The following is a 22,326-nucleotide window of genomic DNA, read 5'->3' as shown; positions in this document are numbered from 1 at the left end:
ACAATTATACGGACTTTATCAAAATAATAAAGCTTAATTTTTACTTTAATTATTAGTTTTTTTACACATCCTCAAAAAATATATTATAAAAAATTTTGATTTGATATAATTTTGTTGTCTTCATTTTACTGTTTTTATGAAGACAAATGGTATATAGTACTGTGCTTTCAAAAAAAATAACTTTAGTAACTGTGTTACCGTTCATTTTCATCAATAGAATTACAAAATATAGCCTTTTGCTATTACTATTTTTCACTAGTCTCCTAGACTAGTGTTTTTATTTTACTATTCGTCTGCTATTTTTTTCTAATTCCAAAATGATAATAAAATTTATCTTTGACCTTGTTATAATATAGTTAGCTACTTCTACTAACGGAGTAGTTGTCATTTACTCTATGATATCTTATAGGGATGTTTTTATTATTCTCTTTAAACTTTTGAATATTCAATTCATATCTCCAAGCCGGCGCTAACGATCACCGTTAGCGCTTAATTAATTCCAAAAAGATTATTTTAATTTATTTATAATACTCGAAACATACAATAGTTTAATTATCATATTTTATAAAAACACGACCTTCTCACAATTGCTTTTCAACTTTAGACATATCAAATTTACTTTTAATTTTTTGACCATTATCAGTAAATAATTTGCTTTTGATGGTAAATTATTTAGCAATTGTAAGTGATATGATAGGTTTGGCACAATACTATGAAGAAGGAAAGAGAGATACAATGGATTATAATTATCAAATTCACAATGCTGATATTAATATAAATGAAAGCTTTAATACAATTAGTATTTTTTTTGTTTTAACTGGTAGTGTCACTTTATATGATAAAGCTTATTTAGGTAGTTATCATAAACATGAATTTTTTTTAATACAACCTTATTCAGCTCCAAAACTACTCATTAATTCAGGCAAAGTGATTGCCTTAAATATTAATAAGTTAAGTTTTAATCGTTTTTCATTATTCAATTGGGACAATCTAGAACTAGATCAAAGTAAAATTGATAATTTTATTAAGAAAGAGTTACTGGACACCATCATTTCAATATACGAAAAAGATTATTTTAATGCAGATATTAGTATTATTCGTTTAATTAACTTTATTAGGTTAGGTAATTATTATCGAGAACACAATTTGGAAGCATCCAATCCACTAATTAATAATGTTTTAATCTACATCAATGAACATTATAAAGAAAATCTTACATTAGCTACTATTGCTGAAAAATTTTATGTAAATTCTAGTTATTTATCTCGCGTTTTTTCTGAAACAATGAATATATCCTTAATAAAATATATTAGGAAAGTCAAAATTTATCGTTTAGCTGTAGAGATACTATCTTCTAATAACCACAAAGACATATGGAAATCATATGGTTATAAATCTTATTCAACTTACTTAAAAAACTTCCAGCGTGTTTTTTCTATTTCTCCCGAGGCGTTCATTGATAATCATAAAGGTACTACTGCTAAAAATATAGGGTTCCCTAGTGAACTTTACAGTTATTTAAAAAATCTAGCTAAACACTTTTCAAATAATTAACTACATATATAACAATAGACTGGAGCAAAATATTGTTCCAGTCTATTGCATTATTAACTTACAGAGATCTTAACCGCTTCAGCTTTTAGTTCATTTTGTTCACAACTGATGTCGCAATAACGTGTCCTGTAAAATGTTTATGACTCTATCTTGTTGTAATAACGACATATTTGAAGCAGAAGGTAAACAAATACCATGTTCAAAAATGTATCCCGCATTATCTTGCTCTAATGAAACAAAATCAAAATTTTTAAATAATGGTTGTAAATGCATAGGTTTCCAAACATGTCTTGCTTCTATATTATGTTTTTCAAACATTTGTAATAGCATTTTAACTGTAACATTGCTTTGTCGTGGATCGATTAACAGAGCTGTTAACCAGCGATTAGAAACGGTTGTTGCGATTTCTTCTTGGAAGGTTATTGCAGAAATACATTGCAATTCTTGTTGATATCGTTGAAATATCCTTCTTCGTTGTGCGACTCTTTCGTCGATGACTTCCATTTGTCCAATACCTATACCAGCACTTATATTACTCAAGCGATAATTGTATCCCAATTCACTATGTTGATAATATAAAACATCCTCTTTAGCTTGCGTGGCTAAATATAAAGCATGTGCTATAGCATGTTCATTATTGGATAACAGCATACCTCCACCACTTGTTGTTATAATTTTATTCCCATTGAAAGATAAAATACTATAATTACCTATGTTCCCACTGTGACAATTACTATATATAGAGCCTAGTGATTCAGCTGCATCTTCAATAATTGGCACATCATAATAGTCGCATATATCTAAAATCTCATTATATTTTGCCGGCTGTCCATATAAATTCACTACGATAACAGCTTTAGGCTTTAAACCTTGACGTTCGTATTGATGAAATGCTTTTTGAAGTGCTTGAGGACACATATTCCAAGTTTCAATTTCCGAATCAATAAATACTGGCTTGGCATTTAAATATAATATAGGATTGCAAGTTGCACAAAATGTTAAAGATGGACAAAATACAAAATCATTCTGTTTTACTCCACATTCAATTAGTGCCAAATGTATCGCTGCTGTACCACTACTCACTGCTACGGCAGCATTCCTTCCAACATAATTGCGCACCTTATGTTCAAATTGATTAACGTTATCACCCAATGGTGCTATCCAATTTTGTGCAAAAGCTTTTTTTTATATAATATTGCTCTCTCCCACCCATATGTGGTTGTGACAAGTAAATTCTCTCATCATTCATTTGTTATCACCTCTTTGTCGTGCAGGTGAACCTACAACCGTGAGATTACTTTGTATATCATTGATTACTGTCGAACCTGCTCCAACTGTAACTTTATTTCTAATAATGGTATTAGGTACTACTGTTGCGCTAGCTCCCAAAAGACATTCACTGCCAACATGAACATTTCCAGCTAAGGTAGCATTGGGTCCAATATGCGTAAAACTTTGAATGTTATTGTCATGTTCCACACATGCTTTAGTATTGATAATACATTGTTTAGCAATAAATGTATTTGTTTGTATAACAGCATGAGCCATTACTACGCAGCCAGCTTGTATTATTACGTTAGAGCCAATAATGGCAGTTGGGTGAATAATTGTTGCAAAGTATTGATCATCTAACCCCAGTCGATGGTACACTGCTGCTCTTTGTTGATTATCTCCAATAGCAATTACGAAATAATTATCTTTATAACGATCTATGTGTGCAATTGCATCATAAATTAAACCGTCACTTCGTATATATTCTTTTTGAACATCATCTAAATATCCCTTTATATAATAATTATTCAGAGATTTTATTACATCTGTTACTACACTGGCATGACCGCCATTACCTATAATCATTACTGGTTTCATGATGAAGACCCTTTAAATGGCTTTGTTGTTACATGGTTTTGAGCACAAATGTCTTTACGTAATAAAACTTTAATCACTGTTTTAGCAATAATATAGCAATCTAATTTCATTGATTGATGTTTGACATACCATACATCATATTTAAATTTCCGCTCCCATGATAATGAGTTTCTACCACTAATTTGAGCTAAGCCAGTTATGCCCGGCTTCACAAATAAACGTTGTTTTTGTCTGTCATTATATAGAGCTACATAGTCCATTAATAGTGGTCTAGGACCAACAATGCTAATATCTCCTTTTAACACATTTATCAGTTGTGGCAATTCATCTATGCTTGTACTACGTATAAACCTTCCTATTTTCGTCATTCTTTTTTCATCCGGTAATAAGTTATTGTGCTCATCGTACTTATTAGTCATCGTTCTAAATTTATACAATTTAAAAGGCTGTGCATCTTTTCCTGTCCGTAGTTGACAAAAAATGATTGGTCTCCCCATACTTATTTGAATTAAAATAGCCACTATTATTAACAATGGTAAAGCCATAAATAATACACATAAACTAATCACAATATCGAAGTACCTTTTTAACATGATGTGTCACTACTTTCTATAATCTTAAATATTTCTAATTGTTTTGCTACAACATCTAATTCGTTAAATTTTTTATTAACTCTTTGATAACTTGCATCTTGGAACTGTTTTAATTTATGTGGATTAGTAATTAGCTCATTTATTCTTTGAGCAATCATATCACTCGACTGTGTAGGCACTAAATAACCATGTTGTCCGTCTATTATTTCTTCTCTACAACCTCTAATGTCAGTTGCAATTATTGCATTTTTCATAGCCATAGCTTCTAATATTGAGCGAGGCATCCCTTCTCTATATGATGGTAAACAAAAGATATCACTTAAATATAAATAATGATTTACATTGTGAACTAACCCGGTAAAAATAATATTATTTTCATTACGATATTTTTCTAATTGTCTAATTGTCATTTGATCACGTTCACTTTGATGTAGATCACCAATAATTATCAATTTAAGTCTATGATCATTTATTTGCCTAAAAGCAGACAATAACTCTAATATTCCTTTTTCTTTAACTAGTCTACCTATAAAAGTAATCACTATGTCAGATTGAGTGATTTTTAATTTACTTTGCAACTGGGATACGGCCGCAACATCCATTTTGTGATAATTAAACTCCTCACGTAGGTCGATACCATTACTAATATGCACATAATTGTTCTTATGCTTTTTTGATAAAAATCTAGCCTTTTTCGCAACATAGTAATCTTCTTTACTTTGAACAAACAAATAATCTGTACACCATCTGCCAATCCATTTTTCAATATTAAAATACACTTGAAATTTAAAATTTGTCATACTTTCGTGAAAATAAAAACCATGTGCTGTGTAAATTATACATGGTACTTTAGCTATTTTTGCAGCAATTCTACCTAATACTGCAGCAATTGGCGTATGTACATGTACAACATCAGGCCGCAATTTTTTCATTAGCTGTATTAATTTATAGAGTGATATAAAGTTTGTCACTACATTGATATGACGTGGTAAATAAATATTATGAAAATACATATTATCTTGAAAATAGTTTTGAGGTTTTTGAGGAGTATAGCAAGCACAATGAACATCATATTGTTGCTCAATACATGTAGTATTTAGTTGCTTTAATAATTTAGTATGTGTCACTTCTAATGCTGCAATTTGTAATATTTTCACAATTACAACCTCCACAAGTATTGCGTTTTCAGTATATCTTTAACATCAAATATTGACTTGATATCGCACACAATACCTGTTGGTTTAACGAGCTCTAGATAATTAGCTTTGTTATCTATATATATATCATGTCCTACTGCAAAGACGGCAATATCAGTCGGTGTCATAACTGTTTCAGTTAACAATTCAATGTCACACAACGAAAGTGCCAAGGTTTTATCCGCCACAGGATCATGTATTTGTAATGTCATATTATAAGCTTTTAGTTCTTTAATAATTGTGAACACTTGTGAGTTTCTTAAATCTGGACAATTCTCTTTGAATGTAATACCAAATATATTAACTGTTGCACCATGAACAGGAATATTACGTTGAATCATCAATTTTACTAATTGAGCAACAATATATTTCGCCATATTCGAGTTAATACGTCGCCCCGCTAAAATAACTTCAGGATAATAGCCAATCGTCTGAGCTTTATAGGTTAAATAATAAGGATCTACACCTATACAATGTCCTCCAACGAGACCCGGAGAGAATGGTAAAAAATTCCATTTTGTTTTTGCTGCTTTTAATACTTCGACAGTATCAATATGCATTTCTTTACAAATTACGGCTAATTCATTTATTAATGCAATATTAATATCTCTTTGTGTATTTTCTATCACTTTAGCCGCTTCAGCAACTTTAATTGCTGGTGCAACATAAACACCTGCTGTTACTACTTGTTCATAAAGTTGAGCAAGTTCCTTACCAATGTCAGGATTATTTGACGACACTACTTTTTTAACGGTATCAAAAGTATGTTGTTTATCACCTGGATTAATCCTTTCCGGTGAATACCCTACATAAAAGGATTCATTATATTTTAAATTAGATTGCTGTTCTAATATAGGTATACACACTTCTTCTGTTGCACCTGGATATACCGTCGATTCATATACGATGATCATGCCAGGTTGAAGAATTTCACCAATCATTTTACTAGCATGGATTAATGGGGTTAAATCTGGTGTGTTATGATCATCTATTGGTGTAGGTACAGCTACAATTATTACATCAGCTTGTTTTAAGACATCTTTTTTAGTAGTAAAATGAATCGTTGTATCTAGTAATGCTTGTTCCGCCACTTCACAAGTTTGATCATAATTTTGTTTTAATTGTTTTATTCTGTCTTCATCAATATCAAAACCTATTACCTTAAATTTCTGTGCAAATGCAACAGCAACAGGTAATCCAACATAGCCTAAGCCAACTACTGCTATCGTTTTGTCCACGTTCAACATCCTTTACTAATATTATAATACGATAAATACCAATCAATGAATTTATTTACGCCTTCTGTAATAGTCACTGATGGTTTAAAGTTTATTTGTCGATATAAATCATCTACATTAGCAAACGTCTTCGGCACATCACCTGGTTGAAGATCTTTGAAATTTTTTATACATTTTTTTCCTAACTTAGTTTCAATAGCTTCGATAAATTCGAGTATATTAACAGGTTGATTATTACCAATATTATATATTTTATAGGGCGCAAAAGAATCACTAGGATTTGGATGGTAAGGATCCCAATTAGCATTAGGAGCAGGTTTGTGTCCTAATAAACGGTAAATGGCTTCAACAATATCAGACACATAAGTAAAATCTCGAGCCATTTTCCCATAATTATATACATCCACTTCGCCCTCTTCTAAAATACCGCGCGTAAATTTGAATAATGCCATGTCTGGCCTCCCCCATGGACCATAAACAGTAAAAAAACGGAGTCCTGTTGTCGGAATATTATATAATGCACTATAACTATGAGCCATAAGTTCATTACTTTTTTTAGTGGCCGCGTACAAACTTATCGGATGGTCAACAGGATCTGCAGTACTGAATGGCTGTGCTTTATTAGCACCATATACAGAACTCGATGAAGCATATATTAAATGCTCAACATGAAAATAGCGACAACATTCTAAAATATTCAAATAACCAACAATATTAGAATGAATGTAACTGTGTGGCACTTTAATGCTATGCCTCACACCTGCCTGTGCTGCTAAATGAATTACAACATCAGGTTTTTCTTGTAAAAAAACTTTATTAACAGCTTCATAGTCTGCTATATCAATTTGATAGAAAGGAAAATTTTCTCTCCCAATATTGTCTAGGCGGGCATGTTTTAATGACACATCATAATAATTATTTAAATTGTCAATTCCTGCAATTTGAATATTCGCTTGTAGTAATTTACTAGCGACATGTGAACCAATAAAACCAGCTATGCCTGTTATTAATACTTTCATATCACCAATCCTCCAATTTCTTTTTATGTTTCATAGGTATGCCAGCTCCTAACCAACCAGATTGTAAATTTGTAGTCACAACAGTTCCAGCAGCTATTACTGATCTCTGACCAATAGTTACTTTGTATAATATTCTGACCGCACATCCAATCCATACATCATCTTCAATAACAACCTTACCTGCTATAACTTGGTTATACTTAATAGGTATAGATTGGTCTGACCAAGTATGTGTTGATGTCAATATGGAGGTATTGTGAGCAATAGATACATTATTGCCTATCTTAACACCGCCATATCCATCGATGTAACACATATCGTGAATGCTGACATTGTCGCCTATTGTGATATTTTCAATGTTTTTTAAAGTAACACGTTTACCGATATAAACGTTGTGGCCAATTGCTTTACATAAACTTCCTACAATGCAGTATCGTAATGCAATTTGCCATGTGCAATTCGTATTACTATTAAGTTCATACAATAATAAAGATAAGCGTTTAGGTAAAAGTGTTAAAATTGCTGTCATAACTTTTAATATACGTCGAATCATAGTTATCACCGCTTCCTTAATATGAACGCATAATAGCTAATAAACATCGTAAATAACATCGTTACTTTATCTCTATGTCTTAACGCAGTACCATAATTGTATGTACCTAAAGAGAAGATGATAAATACAATATAGATTGCTAATAAAACAATTAAAATATCCTTATTCCTTTCATACATATATGCTTTAAAAGCCAAATATGTGCCTAATAGTATGAATGCTATGTTAACAACACCAATAATGTCTGAAAAATTTCTAATTTCCCACGGTAGTGGTTTTACTAGAAAATAAATGATTTGCTTAGTTTTAGTCTGTATATTTTTTTCTTCATTTATATGAAGGTAATCCGCTCTAGCTTTAAAAGTTGTTGGTTCCAAGTGCTGCTCATTTTTTAAAGTTGAGGTCAGTTTTGAATCCTCATTATAAGTAATCAACACAATAAAACCTAAAATGATAGCTAACACTAAAAAAACTCTTACTATTGCTGAATGAGCTGATAAAAACATAAAATACACTGCTAATATAAGCAATAATCCTAATAAGCCAATATGAAATAAGGAACCTAAACCAATTGCGATAACGCATATAGTTAAATGCCATTTGTTATTTCGACGATGATATAACAATAATGCATAAATAAACAATAAAATAAAAAAGGTAATATAAATTTCTCTTAAAGTAATAATAGTTGAAGTAATGTGAAGTGGATATAAAATATAAATAATGGTTGAAATATTTGCTACATTGGTATTCTTAAATAAATGTACACAAATATGATATAACAGCATTACAGTAAGATTATGGACGGTTATATTTAATAAACCTGGTATCAAAATATGAGGTGTACCAAAAAGGTAAAACAGCGAAATCATTTGTGAGTAAAACGCTGAATTTTGAAAAATCTCTAAGTTCACGCTATATAAATAGTTTATATAAAAACGTTGCGCCAATTCTTCAAAACGTAAATCATCATTCCCTGACCCTGGTAATGCATAAAAATATTGATGAATAACTAATAATATGACATACATCAACCACTGGATAAGCAAGATGATAATAAATTTCCTATTATATTCCCGATAGAATAACCACAGAAATATAAGCACGTTGATACAGAGTAGCAACAATATATTGCTGTAATTTAACCACATAAAAATGATTAAACAAGCGATTGAACTAATGATGACCCCTACTTCTTTAACTGTCATATGTTACCCCTCTGTATAATCATGATAGATATTATTAATTTTGTAATACTTACCGTAATCCCAAAGATTAAAAATGCAAGTGTTGCCCCATATATTTCGAAATATGGTATTAACACTATCGATGTAATAGCAACTAAACCTACACTGAGTAGTTGAATAAATGTATTGTAAATATATTTTTGATAAGCGTTGATAAATAAATCAAATAAAATACTAGCATATACAAAAATGCTACCAACAATAACATTCATAAATTCCTTTTGTAGATGTACATATGACGAAGTAAACAGTGTTTGAAGTATAACCGATAAATTATTAGTTCCAACCAAAATTAATATTAATTGAGTGGTAAAGAGTAGTCCCAAAATTGTTAATAATACTTTCCATAAATAAGATGTGTCTGATTTTTTCTCAACAACTTTAGGTAAAAAATAATTATATATAGAAAAAAACAAAGTATTACCAGCTGAATAAATGACAAGTAAACTACTAAATATTCCGACATTTTCTATAGTCGAAACAGACTCTAATATATATTTAGGTATGTTGGTATTTAATGATGATAACGCTAGTGTAATTGATAACGGCAATCCTAATTTCAGTAATTTCAAGCTAACTGACCATGATATAGCTCTAAATAAATGTTTTATATTTAGTCGTATAAACATAATCAATATAATCACACTATATAAAAATACGGCCATTGTTAATGAATGAAAATAAACATAACAGATGATTAGTAAAATAAGTTGAATACAAGTCATTGATATTTTATAAAGGCCAATTTCCCCGTATTTTTGTAGTTTAATTAAATATGCAAAATTAATATCTAATGCAGCTTCAGCCAATTTACTAACTGCAACTACAATCAATAAAAGAAATGACGTATGTGTTAAATTCGTAAAAAAAGCTACGATAGCACTATAAAATAGTAGTGTTACGACTAGGCAATAACATCTCAACATGACCATTGTTTGTTTTTCAAGATAATTATCAGTCACTATTAATGTATTAAAGCCAAAAGACATAAACAAAATTAACGGTGCTATAACAGCGATGCCATATGTGTATACACCTAATTCTATACTCGTTCCTAGCTTTATAATTAATAAAATAATGAGCCATTGACTAACGCCAAACAAAATATTACCTAATAAATAACAAGCAAACGATTTATTCAAAATAATGTTCACTTCGCTTAGCAAAATCTATTATGTTAATTTCACCGCTTCTAATTTTAGCTAAACACGGATAGAGTTTTTCAATAGGATACACTGTAGATTTTCCTATATAAATTTGTTCATAGATTTGAGTCGGGTAAATTTCATCATCTTTTAACAATTCTTCAAACAGTTTTTCACCGGGCCTAATTCCTGAAAATTCAATGTTAATATCATTTTCTGTTTTACCACTTAATCGAATTAAGTTTTTTGCTAGTTCGACGATTTTAACTGGTTTACCCATATCCAACACAAATATTTCTCCACCTTTAGCTAATGCTCCAGCTTGTAATACTAATCTAGCTGCTTCAGGTATTGTCATAAAATAACGCGTCATATCTGGATGAGTTACAGTCACAGGTCCCCCTTCAGCTATCTGCTTTTTAAATAAGGGGATAACTGATCCTCTAGAACCCAAGACATTTCCAAATCTTACTGCTACAAATTGAGTAACATGTTGTTCATCATTGAGACTTTGAATAATCATTTCAGCTATACGCTTACTTGCTCCCATTACATTACAAGGATTTACAGCCTTATCTGTAGAAATCAAGACAAACTTCTGTACAGCATGTCGTTTAGCTAATTCCGCAACATTTTTTGTACCAATTACATTATTTTTAAATGCTTCTTCTGTATTTATTTCCATTAATGGTACATGCTTGTGTGCTGCAGCATGATAAATAGCAAAAGGTTTATATTGTTTAATAATATTGTTGATTTGCTTTCTATCTTGTACATCAGCAATTATAGGTATAATTTCAATATTGGTATATTGTTGTTTCATCAGTTCTTGATGTATTAAATATATGCTGTTTTCACCATGTCCTAAAATTAATAATTTTCGAGGTTCAAATTGACAAATTTGTCTACATATTTCAGCACCTATCGAACCACCAGCACCTGTAACAAGCACTGTTTTATCTGTAAGTCCTTGCGCGATCTGGTCCATATTTAACTCCACTGGGGAGCGCCCTAATAAATCCTCTACTTCTACACGTTTTAATTGATTCACTTCAAGTTCGCCTGTTAATACATCATTAATATTAGGCATTTTAAATAAAGAAACACCTTTGATATTACAAACTCGGTTTATCTCCCTCATTTTCTTATTTTCAATTGAAGGTATTGCAATAATTATCTTTTTTATACAATATCGTTTTACAAGATCTGGTATATCCGTAGTATAACCTTGCACTTTCACTCGTTCTGTTAACACTATATTTTGCTTATTATAATCATCATCAACAGCTACTACAGGTTCCATAGCCATACTTGGACTGTTCAACATTTGCCTTATTAATAACGACGCACTTTCTCCCGCACCAACAATTAATGTTGGTTTTTTATAAACCGGTGCACCATTTACCTTCTTGCGATATATTCGCCAAAATAACCGTGACCCACCTATTAAAATAATATGTAACATCCACGTTATAAAATACAAACTATAAAAAGGTTGTGACCATGTAATTACAGAAATAATAATTAAAGTTAATAGTATAGACGTTGAAACAGATCGAACAATAAGTAGTACTTCATTAATACTCGCATATTCCCATGCCCTATGATATAAATCAAAAAAATATGCAGTTAGAAAATGACAAACCAGTAAACAGATAGATGTAATAAATAATTTATGCATAGAATTAATTTCATAAAAAGGAGTTAATATAAAGTCTCCTAAAAAGATTGAGCACGTAACAATAATAGAATCAATCATTATAAGGATGAATAATCGTTGTTTTGCATTGATGTGTGTCATTCAATTCACCTCTCTTATCTAAAATAATTTCAAGAAGCGTTTATCAATTTTTAACGGTTGTTTTTTTAATATAGATTCATCTTTAATGATGCACTGTGAGTTTTTTAGCATTTGAGTTATTTCTGAAGCATAGTGTTTTAATTTTGTATTTTGATACAACTGATTATTTTCAAACGGTCTATAACAATAATGGTGAGCGTCAGAAGCAATAAAATGTGTTAAATTATGATCAATTAATTGCAATGCAAATTTTTGTATCTTTTTTCCTAATTTTCCTAGTACAGAAGCAATAGTTAATTGGCTTAAAGCCCCATTTTTAATTAAATAATACAAAGTATCTGACTGCTTTAAAAAAACATTATTTCGTTCTGGATGCGCTATTATTGGTATAAATTGCTGAAGTTGTAATTCAAAAAATAATTGTTGTGAATAGTGAGGAATTTCATTAGACGGAAATTCAATAAGTAAGTACTTAGAATAGTTTAAACCAATAATCTGGTTATTTTTAATATCAGTTAAAATCTTATCTGAAATTCTTATTTCTTGGCCTGGATAAATTGGCAAACATATAGATATGACTTCGGGTATTTGCATCACATTATTTATTGATTCTATTACTGTTTCTATAGGGTTATTATACTTAAGGCTTAAATGGTGAGGCGTAGCTATAATACCTGTTACGCCTTGTTGTTTTGCCTGTCGTAATAATTTTAATGTACCATCAATTGATTGAGGACCATCGTCTATAGCAGGTAATATATGATTGTGCATATCAATCATCTGAATCAGTTCCATAGTAATAGTAATAACTCGATGATTTTGTCACTTTCATTTTATTTAATATGACACCTAATATTTTAGCTCCTGCAGCGTTTAGCAGTTCTTGTGCTTTTTTCACCTCATCACGATCATTTTTTTCAGTATCAATTACTAATACTGCATTTTTTGTATGTTGTACAAATAATTGAGCATCAGTAACCGTATTAACTGGTGGTGTATCAATAATGATGAAATCATAATCTTTAGATACTATGTCATAAATCTGCTTGAACTTATTAGATGCAATCAATTCTGATGGATTAGGTGGTATAGGTCCTGAAGTCAGAACACTTAAATTGTCAATATGTGTAGCTTTTATAGCATCATTAAACGTCGTTTTATTAATTATTAAATTTGATAAACCAGTCAAATTAGATAATTGAAACACATAGTGTTGCGTAGGCTTTCTCATATCACCATCTATAATTAACGTATTATACCCTGCCTGAGCATAAGAAATACCAATATTTGAAGAAACTGTGGATTTGCCTGACAATGCATGTTCCGAAGTGACAAGTATATTATTATCACTAGTATTTGCAATGGAAAACATAATATTTGATCTTATTGTTCGAAATTTCTCACTGACAATAGATTTAGGATTGTCATGTACAAACAGTGTTGATTGTTCTTTAGTATTACGTTTAAACATTAGTCTCCTCTTTTCTATTTAAAATATTGAATGCTGCCTAACACTGGTAAGTTCATCTGGTCATAAACATCTTGTTCTGACTTTATTCGTTTATCAGTTATCTCTTTAATGAAAATAATAATGCATAATATTAACAATCCACTAGCCCAACCTATAAATAAATTTAAAGGTACGTTTGGCGCAACCTGATGACCTGTTTTAGTTGCACTAGATAACAACGACACATTATCCACCTTCATGATTTTAGGAATTTCCTTTTTAAAAACATTAGCTACTGTATTTGCAAGTTGTTCTGCTACTTCTTTGTCATTATGAAAAATAGAAATATTTAAAACTTGTGTATTCGCTTGATTTGTTACATTTAAAAAGTTCTTTATTTCATCCGCTTCATACTGTCCTTTTAATTCTTTTGCAACTTTACCTAAAATTCTTGGACTTTTAACAATTTCAGAATAAGTATTGATCAATTGAATATTGCTTTGTATATCTTGAACATTTTGATGTGTATTTTCTTTTTGATTTATCAATAACTGGGTTGTTGCTACATATTTGTCTTCAATTAGAAAAAATGTAACTACTATACTTGCCACTAGAGATAATAAAGGCAAGATAATGATAAAGAGCAAATAATTTTTGAAAATTCTTGATATCTCTGTAATATTAATTGCACGCTTCATAAGTCCTCCTATGTTTTAAACCTGAGTATTATTGTTTTAAAACCACTATCATTTACTTCTTATTAATCACCTTCCTTCTAATTTTGTATGGATGGCTTTATATCTTGAGTAATACAAAAGAAAAATGCCATTTAATATTTAAACATAAATAAATGTATTTATATTTAAATACAACGGCATTGTATCATTATTTTATTGTTTGAAATGCACTTCAGTAATTAAAGTAAAATTAAAAGTAAAAAATGTAAAAATCTATAGGTTGATTAGTCTTAAAAATAATATTAGTAAGTCATGTTCCTTAGAATACTTCAAAATGATTCCCTAAATTTATAAAAAAAGACAACCGCAAACGCGATTGTCTCTAACCCTATAAGTTACTAATGGAGATAAATGGTGTTTCAACACCTATATTTATTATAGCAATATCTGTTATTTCTGTGATTGTTTATTATTTGTTAGTAAAATATGACTTTAATCTAGTAAAACATAAATCTTTTACTGATTAAATTAGAGCTTTATATCTACTTTATTGCTAACTTTGGTTTATATTTTACTAGTTATGACAAGCATAAACTTCTACCATTTCAATTTGTTAATATCTTAAATATAGTTTTTAGACACACTCTAAATAAATTTTAGTACTAACAATAAGGAGAAAATTATGTCATTTAAGAATAAACATTTATCCCCTCATATTGAAAATCAAACTATTAATCGCATGAGATTCAGTTTACTTATAATTAGACTGATGTTAGCAACTTCTTTTTTAGTCCATAGCACATTAAAATTTGTTGATTTACAAGGAACATATAACTTTTTAGGTTCTTTAGGCTTATCACCAACAATGGCCTTGTTGCTCTCATATGGTGAAGTTATCGGTGGTATAGCTTTACTTATCGGATTTTTAACGCCATATGTAAATATTTTCTATATTGGTGTCATGTTAGGCTCAATTTTCACATTAAAACTTTCACGAGGATACGTTAGTGGTTATGAATTTGAAATTATCCATATCATGATGAACATTGCTTTATTAATAGGTTATCGATGGAAAAAATGGTTCCAATTTTATTAATTTGCATATTTCAAAACTTTACCCCTTCTCGTCTGAAGTCCTTATATATTTTAAATTATTAAAAAGCGTTAAACGTATTATACGTTTAACGCCTTTTGATTATTAATTTGATTTATTTTTTCTTCTTCTTACAACCAGTAATAGTGATCCAAATAAGGCTAATACACCTGTGTAAATATAACTATTAATACCATCGTTTCCTGTTTTTGATAACTCATTTATAGTATTGTTACTATTATTATTTAGATTTTCTGATGACATTGATTTGCCGTCTTTACTTAATGCTTTAGGAGCAATTACTTCACTTGTTACTGTTGATGATGTTTCTTTATCATCTTTGCTTGATTCTTCTAGTGTTACTTTATTCACATCTTCAATCGCCGCTGTTGGTGTCGTTAATTTATTAATTTTGCCTGATTCTTCTGACGTCACCTCATTACCATCTTCGCTTAGTATTGTTGGTATCGTTTCTTTACTATCTTCACCTGATACTTCTGGTTTCATCACTTTACTATTTTCATTCGACGCATTTGATACTGTTATTTTATCACCTTTGCTTGATTCTTCTGGTGTCATGACTTTACCGGCTTTACTTGATGCTGTTGGTGTCGTTTCTTTACCATCTTCACCTGATACTTCCGGCTTCATTTCTTTATCGTCTTCACTTGGTGCTGTTGGTAATACATCACTATTTACATTTGGTACTTTTATACCTGTTAACTTATCTAATCTTTCTTGTAAGTTGACCTGTTTATCTTGTGGTAAGGCATTTACTTTTTCTGAGGCAACTTTTTTCGTTGCTTCAGCTTGTTGAGCTAAGTCTATTAAATCTTGATGTTCTTTTGAATTAATAACACCATCTTCGTTAGCTTTTGCTAATGCTGCTTTTGCCACCTTGTCCGCTTGTTCAGCTTCTTCTACAGCTTGAGTTGCATCGGCTGTTGCTTGATCTAAGTCGTTCGCAACACCATTACTATTTTTGTCATTGATTACTGGAACATTAATTCCTGTTAATGCTTCTAATCTTTGTGGTAAGTCTCCTTTTTGACTTTCAGGTAAAGCATTTACCTTTGTCTCTGCTGTAGCTTTTGTCTCTTTTGCTTTCTTAGATGCTTCTTCTAACTCCTGATGTTCTTTTGGATTAATAGCTCCGTCTTCTACGGCTTTAGCTAACTTTTCCTTCGCCATATTATCAGCTCGTTCAGCTTCCTCAACAGCTTGCATTGCTTCAGCTTTCGCTTGATCTAAATCATCAGCGACACCATTACTATCTTTGTCATTAATTCCTGGAACATTGATTCCTGTTAATGCTTCTAATCTTTGTGGCATTTCTTCTTTTTGTTTTTCTGGTAAGGCATTTACTTTCGCCTCTGCTGTAGCTTTTGTTTCTTTTGCTTTCTTAGATGCTTCTTCTAACTCCTGATATTCTTTTGGATTAATAGCGCCATCTGCTTTGGCTTTAGTTAGTTTATCTTTCGCAACTTTGTCAGCTCGTTCAGCCTCTTCTACAACTTTCATTGCTTCGGCTTTTGCCTGATTCATGTTGTCTTGTTGTCCTGGTACTACATTACTCGTCACTGTAGGTACTACAATACCCGTTAGTTGACCTAATACTTCATTAAATTCTGCTTTCTTTTCTTTTAATTGTTTCGGTGTTTCTGGTAATTCTTCGACTAATACTTCTGCTGTCGCTTTTGTTTCTCTCGCTAGTTTAGCTAAATCTGTTAATTTGTTGACTTCTTCTTGGCTAATTTTCCCATCTGTGTTGGCTTTAACTAGTGCTTCTTTCGCTTTTGCATCAGCTTGTTTCGCAGCTTCTACTGCCTTAGTTACATCAATTAACGTACCGTCCAACTCATCTGCCAAGCCGTTGCTGTCTTGGTCATTTATGTTTGGAATATCAATGCCTGTCAATTTGTCTAATCTTTCTGGTAAGTCTCCTTTTTGACTTTCAGGTAAAACATTAACCTTTTCCTCTGCTGTAGTTTTTGTCTCTTTTGCTTTCTTAGATGCTTCTTCTAACTCCTGATATTCTTTCGGATTAATAGCGCCATCTTCATTGGCTTTAGTTAATTTATCCTTCGCAACTTTGTCAGCTCGTTCAGCTTCTACTACTGCTTTCGTTGCTTCATCTTTTGCTTGATCTAAATCATCCGCAACACCATTGCTATCTTTGTCGTTGATTCCTGGAATATCAATGCCGGTTAACTTACTTAACCTTTGTGGTAAGTCTCCTTTTTGACTTTCAGATAAAGCATTTACCTTTGCCTCTGCTGCTGCTTTTGTCTCTTTTGCTTGTTTAGATGCTGCTACTAATTCTTGATGTTCGTTTGGATTAATAACTCCATCTTTATTGGCATTAGCTAACTTTTCTTTTGCCTCTTTGTCAGCTCGTTCAGCTTCTTCCACAGCTTTTGTTGCTTCATCTTTTGCTTGATCTAAGTCATCAGCCACACCATTACTATCTTTGTCGTTGATATTTGGGACATCAATGCCTGTTAATTTATCTAACCTTTGTGGTAAGTCTCCTTTTTGACTTTCAGATAAAGCATTTACCTTTGCCTCTGCTGCTGCTTTTGTCTCTTTTGCTTGTTTAGATGCTGCTACTAATTCTTGATGTTCGTTTGGATTAATAACTCCATCTTTATTGGCATTAGCTAACTTTTCTTTTGCCTCTTTGTCAGCTCGTTCAGCTTCTTCCACAGCTTTTGTTGCTTCATCTTTTGCTTGATCTAAGTCATCAGCCACACCATTACTATCTTTGTCGTTGATATTTGGGACTACAATACCTGTTAATTTATCTAACCTTTGTGGCAAATCTCCCTTTTGATTTTCAGATAAAGCATTTACTTTCGCTTCTGCTGCTTTTTTCTTTGTATCTGCTTGATTAGACGCTTCTTCTAATTCTTTATGTTCGTTGGGATTAATAACACCATCTTCGTTAGCTTTTGTTAATTTATCTTTCGCAGCTTGTTCTGCTTGTTCAGCTTCCACTACTGCTTTTGTTGCTTCATCTTTCGCTTGATTATCTACCGGTGGTTGCACTTGCCCCTTAGCTTCTTGTTCTTTGATTTTTTTAATATCACTGTTAACTTTTTGAGCAATAGGCTTCATATTGACAGTTTTTAATTCCAAATTAACTCCGTGCACCGGATTTGGATAGTTTGTGTCACTAATTAATTGAACACCAATTTGATCTTTTGCACTATCAATTTCAGTTGCTGATTTTAGTACTAATTTAAAAGTTGCGGAAGCTCCAGCTTTATTCTTTGGTTCTGTTGTAAAACTATAATAACCTAATTTATCACGATTTAAAGTTTTCGTTGCTTCAGCAAGTCCTTTATGTGGTATATAATCAACTAGAACTTTTTCAATTTTTGAGTTTAGTGAATCATTTACTTTTAATGAAAGTGTTTCAAATCTTTTAACCCCTGACCCAAGTTCTTTAGTCAAATCAAAACTTACAACATATTTTCCACCTCTTTTTTCAGTGCTAACATATCGTAAATCATTGGCTGTAATTTTTTTCACATTGTTGTTTGATATCTCTGTGTAAAAATTCCCTTGTCGGTTATTTATTAAATTTTTCATACTTTCCAATACTTTATTAACGTCATTAACTTGATTTTTAGCAACTTTTCGACCAATCAACTTATTATCAATACTATTTCTAAATAAATTATTCCACGTTTTTTCATTCTTTGGTAAATTTAATTTTCTTGCGATATTACGTAAATAAAATTCTCGTTCTTTTTCTGTAAGATGCTGTTTATGTTTTTCTATTATTTCAATCGCATCTCTTCTAGTAGAATTTGTTGTTATATCATTAAACCCACGCATCGAAGAAAAGTACCTTGCTTGATATGAACTACTTACTGAGCGTGGTGAAAATGTATGACTAGCTGCACGGTTTTGTAAAGGTACTACTGGTATATCCGTGTTACTTGGTGGTAGTTCAGGCAATTGTCTTTTACTTCTTTTTAGAGATGTTGATTTAATATTGAGCTTTACTTTTTGATTAGGTGCTTCACTTATTTTTTGTGCTTCCTTCACTTCTTGTGTTACTTCTTCGATTGAATTATCGTTGTTTAGTTGTTGTTTTACTTCAGGTGTAAACTCTTGCTCATTTTTTTTACCTGACTTTTGCGTTGCTTTATTTTGTGAAGATACTTCTTTTTTGCCTTTTAACTCATCTATGTTTTGCAGTTCGTTTACTTTTTGCGTTTGCTCATTATCTGATTTTTGCACTTCTTTTTCTTCTAAAGGTGCTTTCCCTTCGTCAGTTGCTTCATCTAAGTTTTGAATTTGGTTGACCTGTGTATTTACTTCTTGCTCAAGTGCTTCATCTGCATTTTGTTCGTTACTTTTTTGTCTAGTTACTTCTTTTTTGTTTTTTGACTCATCTGTACTTTGAACTTTATTTTCTTCTGATGTTACTTCTTGCGCTTCTACTTCATCTAGCTTTTGCGTTTTTTCTTCTTGTGAACTTATTTCTTCAACGTCTGATGGTTCATCAGTTTTTTGAGAAGTATTCACTTCTGCTGGTAGTTCTTGTTCTTGTACTTCATCTGTATTTGTTACGTCATTACCTTGTGAAAGTTCTTCATTTTCTTTTGTTGTTGTTTCATTAGATTTAGGTTCTAACTCTTGTGCTTCTGCAGTACTTGGATTTAAAAATAATAATGTTCCAATTAATATTGATGCTGCGCCAACACTATATTTTCTAATAGAGTATTTCTGAACCTTTTTGTTATTATTCATTAAATAACCTCTTCTCCTTTTATATAAATATGGATTTTAAATGTATATTCATAAAGTCTCCAATAATGAAAATTTTCTTAATAACTATCTTTCTAATCACAAATTGGAAAACTTTATTATTCAAAATATTATTTCAATACAGATCATTATTAAATAGCATTTCGAATATTAGTAAAAAACATAACTTCACAAGTAAAATCTACTTAAATATTGAGAAATTTAACAATTAAAGAAAATGAAAACTAACTTGCAAATAACCTACTTTTAATTAAATGTATAAAAGGTTCAAAATTTGTACTCAATAGTTAATTGACGTAAAAAGGGAGTGGGACAGAAATCTGATTTTGAAAAAATGATTTCGTCGTCCCACCCCGGCAAGGATGACTAGTATTGAAACAAGCTTGGTTTGAAGCGCATTTTCAATGCAGTCAGCTACTGCCAATATGAAAAGAGACTAGGACGAATCAATATTGTCCCAGCCTCAATGATTTTATAAAATTGTATTTATTAATGTAAAAAAATGAAATGTTAAAATATTATAAAATTAAAAACCGCAGATAAATATCTGCGGAGAACTAAATGTTGGTATAACAAACATAGGACTATGGACTATGAGATAAGTCCTGCCCTTAAAATAACATCCATCATTTACTATATCTATGTATTCAATAGTTAAAGTAAAAATTGTATTTCCAGAAGTAAAAATTCGCTATATTTCCCGTTAAAGTGATAGATTTTATAATTTTACTAAACGTTAAATTTCCTATTTCATAGTCTTTAGATGTGCTTTAATTAAAACTTAAAATGTATAATTAAAATTAAAAACCTCCCTTATTAAAATAAGAGAGGTAAAGTAAATTATGCAATACTAAATAAACTTTAAATTATTATAATAGAAAACATAAGGTATAGGCATGAACTACCTATACCAGTATATTAAATTAGATTACAGGATTTTGTAAATGCTTTTAATTATAACAGTAAATATTATATAAATGAAAGTAAAATATTGAGTCTACAGTAATTAGTAGTATATATAAATTTGATAATTGGTACAATTTTTACTAAACGCATCGATTTTTTACTATGATTGATAAACTAGATAAATAACGCTTATTTCTTGATATAATTTAATTAGTCGCTACCAAACGACTAAAATCTTACTTACAACTATAGCAAAAGTAGTACTGCTTTACTTAGCAAGTACTACTTTTTTAATGATTAAAAATCTAATCAAACCACTACTTCCATCATAATATTTTACTTATATTAAGTTAATATTTACTATCCTATAAAAGGTAATACACAATTATATTCATACTGTTATAATGAATTTAGAGTTGCTGCAATGGTAACTTTTATGTACAAGTATAAAGCCAAACAAAGTTTAGCATTGGGCCATATGAATTGGACCGATGCTTTTTTTGATATTAAGGTTAATTTATGACATGAAGGTTTTCTTTTCAAAATAAACTTGCTTTTACATGCCACTTAGATGAACAGTATTCATAAATAAAGAGAGACAACTTCTCTCTTTATTTATGTTTGCGTATATAATATGTAAAGGTTAATTATTAATACTAGCATCGTGAAATATACCATTTTATATTTCATTAAACTTTCATGTATAATATTTAAAACCATAGCGATATGAAAAATTATTAAAAAAATACTACAATCATTAAATTTATTATATTTTATATAGATCAAAAATAATACAGAACTTAAAATTATAATTACACCAAATGTAATTCCTATTACTTTTAATGCTTTTTCAGAAACTTCTTTATTTTTCATTGTTAAAATAAATACTAATGCAAATATTACTAATATCAAAGACGATCCAAACCATGCTTTAGTTACTTCTAGTTTCATAATTACAAAATGGTTTATGGCTAATGAAATATATATTAATAGATATATTATGAACACTAGCGCGTTAATAAAGATTAAGTTAATTTTACCTTTCATTATAAAAATATCCTTCCAATTAATTTAATTTTCTCTATTAAATTAATTGTACATATTAAGCTCTGTATTTCATTTGCGTATGTCATCAAAATCTTTACTATTTTAAATTATGCTATATATAACCATTCATCGAACTAGTCAAGTCCAGACTCCTGT

At 30.5% G+C, this 22,326-nt stretch carries 16 protein-coding genes and 1 pseudogene; 2 read left to right on the top strand and 15 right to left on the bottom strand.

Annotated elements, in window-relative coordinates; genetic code table 11:
• Positions 1–660 precede the first annotated feature (660 nt).
• Positions 661–1,554, top strand: a complete 894-nt coding sequence (locus JVU85_RS12090) for an AraC family transcriptional regulator (RefSeq protein WP_232045981.1) — start codon at positions 661–663, stop codon at positions 1,552–1,554.
• 99 nt (positions 1,555–1,653) lie between these two features.
• Here the strand turns inward: JVU85_RS12090 and JVU85_RS12085 are convergent.
• The 13 genes and pseudogenes from JVU85_RS12085 to JVU85_RS12025 all read right to left on the bottom strand — a co-directional run bounded on the left by JVU85_RS12085 (position 1,654) and on the right by JVU85_RS12025 (position 14,363).
• Positions 1,654–2,803 (bottom strand): annotated as a pseudogene (locus JVU85_RS12085) (DegT/DnrJ/EryC1/StrS family aminotransferase).
• On the bottom strand, positions 2,800–3,423 hold the full coding sequence (locus JVU85_RS12080) for an acetyltransferase (RefSeq protein ID WP_021459074.1): 624 nt from the start codon (positions 3,421–3,423) through the stop codon (positions 2,800–2,802). The pseudogene JVU85_RS12085 and the gene JVU85_RS12080 overlap by 4 nt, the downstream one beginning before the upstream one ends.
• Positions 3,420–4,016, bottom strand: coding sequence for a sugar transferase (locus JVU85_RS12075; protein WP_002509454.1), 597 nt, complete (start codon positions 4,014–4,016; stop codon positions 3,420–3,422). Before JVU85_RS12075 ends, JVU85_RS12080 begins: the two co-directional genes overlap by 4 nt.
• On the bottom strand, positions 4,010–5,173 hold the full coding sequence (locus JVU85_RS14120; protein ID WP_103387790.1) for a glycosyltransferase family 4 protein: 1,164 nt from the start codon (positions 5,171–5,173) through the stop codon (positions 4,010–4,012). The genes JVU85_RS12075 and JVU85_RS14120 overlap by 7 nt, the downstream gene beginning before the upstream one ends.
• Positions 5,174–5,175: 2 nt before the next feature.
• A complete protein-coding gene (locus JVU85_RS12065) occupies positions 5,176–6,450 on the bottom strand; it encodes a nucleotide sugar dehydrogenase (RefSeq protein ID WP_204171873.1) in 1,275 nt (424 codons plus the stop codon).
• A gap of 2 nt (positions 6,451–6,452) precedes the next feature.
• A complete protein-coding gene (locus tag JVU85_RS12060; RefSeq protein ID WP_107374173.1) occupies positions 6,453–7,469 on the bottom strand; it encodes an NAD-dependent epimerase in 1,017 nt (338 codons plus the stop codon).
• A gap of 1 nt (position 7,470) precedes the next feature.
• The gene (locus tag JVU85_RS12055; RefSeq protein WP_142019564.1) at positions 7,471–8,022 is read right to left on the bottom strand and encodes an acyltransferase; all 552 of its coding nucleotides are present in this window, start codon (positions 8,020–8,022) and stop codon (positions 7,471–7,473) included.
• 5 nt (positions 8,023–8,027) lie between these two features.
• Positions 8,028–9,230 (bottom strand): phospholipid carrier-dependent glycosyltransferase, encoded by a 1,203-nt coding sequence (locus tag JVU85_RS12050; protein ID WP_142019563.1) that lies wholly within the window; start codon positions 9,228–9,230, stop codon positions 8,028–8,030.
• Complete coding sequence (locus JVU85_RS12045) at positions 9,227–10,411, bottom strand: lipopolysaccharide biosynthesis protein (protein ID WP_002509448.1); 1,185 nt, start codon at positions 10,409–10,411, stop codon at positions 9,227–9,229. Before JVU85_RS12045 ends, JVU85_RS12050 begins: the two co-directional genes overlap by 4 nt.
• Entirely contained in the window at positions 10,404–12,215 is a 1,812-nt protein-coding gene (locus JVU85_RS12040; RefSeq protein WP_204171871.1) for a polysaccharide biosynthesis protein, read from the bottom strand. Before JVU85_RS12040 ends, JVU85_RS12045 begins: the two co-directional genes overlap by 8 nt.
• Positions 12,216–12,233: 18 nt before the next feature.
• Positions 12,234–12,995: a tyrosine-protein phosphatase gene (locus JVU85_RS12035; protein ID WP_107377029.1), complete on the bottom strand. Its 762-nt coding sequence runs from the start codon at positions 12,993–12,995 to the stop codon at positions 12,234–12,236.
• On the bottom strand, positions 12,988–13,686 hold the full coding sequence (locus JVU85_RS12030) for a polysaccharide biosynthesis tyrosine autokinase (protein ID WP_142019561.1): 699 nt from the start codon (positions 13,684–13,686) through the stop codon (positions 12,988–12,990). The genes JVU85_RS12035 and JVU85_RS12030 overlap by 8 nt, the downstream gene beginning before the upstream one ends.
• Before the next feature lie 14 nt (positions 13,687–13,700).
• Positions 13,701–14,363, bottom strand: a complete 663-nt coding sequence (locus tag JVU85_RS12025; RefSeq protein ID WP_002509444.1) for a YveK family protein — start codon at positions 14,361–14,363, stop codon at positions 13,701–13,703.
• 718 nt (positions 14,364–15,081) lie between these two features.
• On the opposite strand from JVU85_RS12025, the gene JVU85_RS12020 reads away from it, so the two are divergent.
• Positions 15,082–15,438: a DoxX family protein gene (locus JVU85_RS12020; RefSeq protein WP_204171883.1), complete on the top strand. Its 357-nt coding sequence runs from the start codon at positions 15,082–15,084 to the stop codon at positions 15,436–15,438.
• A gap of 102 nt (positions 15,439–15,540) precedes the next feature.
• Here the strand turns inward: JVU85_RS12020 and JVU85_RS12015 are convergent, their stop codons facing one another.
• Positions 15,541–20,199 (bottom strand): GA-like domain-containing protein, encoded by a 4,659-nt coding sequence (locus JVU85_RS12015; RefSeq protein ID WP_239441213.1) that lies wholly within the window; start codon positions 20,197–20,199, stop codon positions 15,541–15,543.
• 1,539 nt (positions 20,200–21,738) lie between these two features.
• A complete protein-coding gene (locus tag JVU85_RS12010) occupies positions 21,739–22,170 on the bottom strand; it encodes a hypothetical protein (RefSeq protein WP_142019560.1) in 432 nt (143 codons plus the stop codon).
• Positions 22,171–22,326 lie beyond the last annotated feature (156 nt).

It is taken from the genome of Staphylococcus sp. GDY8P72P, from assembly GCF_016890655.1.
Classification (GTDB): Bacteria; Bacillota; Bacilli; order Staphylococcales; family Staphylococcaceae; genus Staphylococcus; species Staphylococcus arlettae.
Note: the sequence above shows the minus strand (reverse complement) of the source record. Positions and strands in the feature narration are given on the sequence as shown.

Coding starts and splice junctions, on each gene's coding strand:
- JVU85_RS12080 (WP_021459074.1), bottom strand. CDS start 3,423: ATGAAACCAGTAATGATTATAGGTAATGGCGGTCATGCCAGTGTAGTA.
- JVU85_RS12060 (WP_107374173.1), bottom strand. CDS start 7,469: ATGAAAGTATTAATAACAGGCATAGCTGGTTTTATTGGTTCACATGTC.
- JVU85_RS12055 (WP_142019564.1), bottom strand. CDS start 8,022: ATGATTCGACGTATATTAAAAGTTATGACAGCAATTTTAACACTTTTA.
- JVU85_RS12025 (WP_002509444.1), bottom strand. CDS start 14,363: ATGAAGCGTGCAATTAATATTACAGAGATATCAAGAATTTTCAAAAAT.
- JVU85_RS12050 (WP_142019563.1), bottom strand. CDS start 9,230: ATGACAGTTAAAGAAGTAGGGGTCATCATTAGTTCAATCGCTTGTTTA.
- JVU85_RS12075 (WP_002509454.1), bottom strand. CDS start 4,016: ATGTTAAAAAGGTACTTCGATATTGTGATTAGTTTATGTGTATTATTT.
- JVU85_RS12090 (WP_232045981.1), top strand. CDS start 661: ATGGTAAATTATTTAGCAATTGTAAGTGATATGATAGGTTTGGCACAA.
- JVU85_RS12035 (WP_107377029.1), bottom strand. CDS start 12,995: ATGATTGATATGCACAATCATATATTACCTGCTATAGACGATGGTCCT.
- JVU85_RS12010 (WP_142019560.1), bottom strand. CDS start 22,170: ATGAAAGGTAAAATTAACTTAATCTTTATTAACGCGCTAGTGTTCATA.
- JVU85_RS12020 (WP_204171883.1), top strand. CDS start 15,082: ATGAGATTCAGTTTACTTATAATTAGACTGATGTTAGCAACTTCTTTT.
- JVU85_RS12015 (WP_239441213.1), bottom strand. CDS start 20,199: ATGAATAATAACAAAAAGGTTCAGAAATACTCTATTAGAAAATATAGT.
- JVU85_RS12040 (WP_204171871.1), bottom strand. CDS start 12,215: ATGACACACATCAATGCAAAACAACGATTATTCATCCTTATAATGATT.
- JVU85_RS12030 (WP_142019561.1), bottom strand. CDS start 13,686: ATGTTTAAACGTAATACTAAAGAACAATCAACACTGTTTGTACATGAC.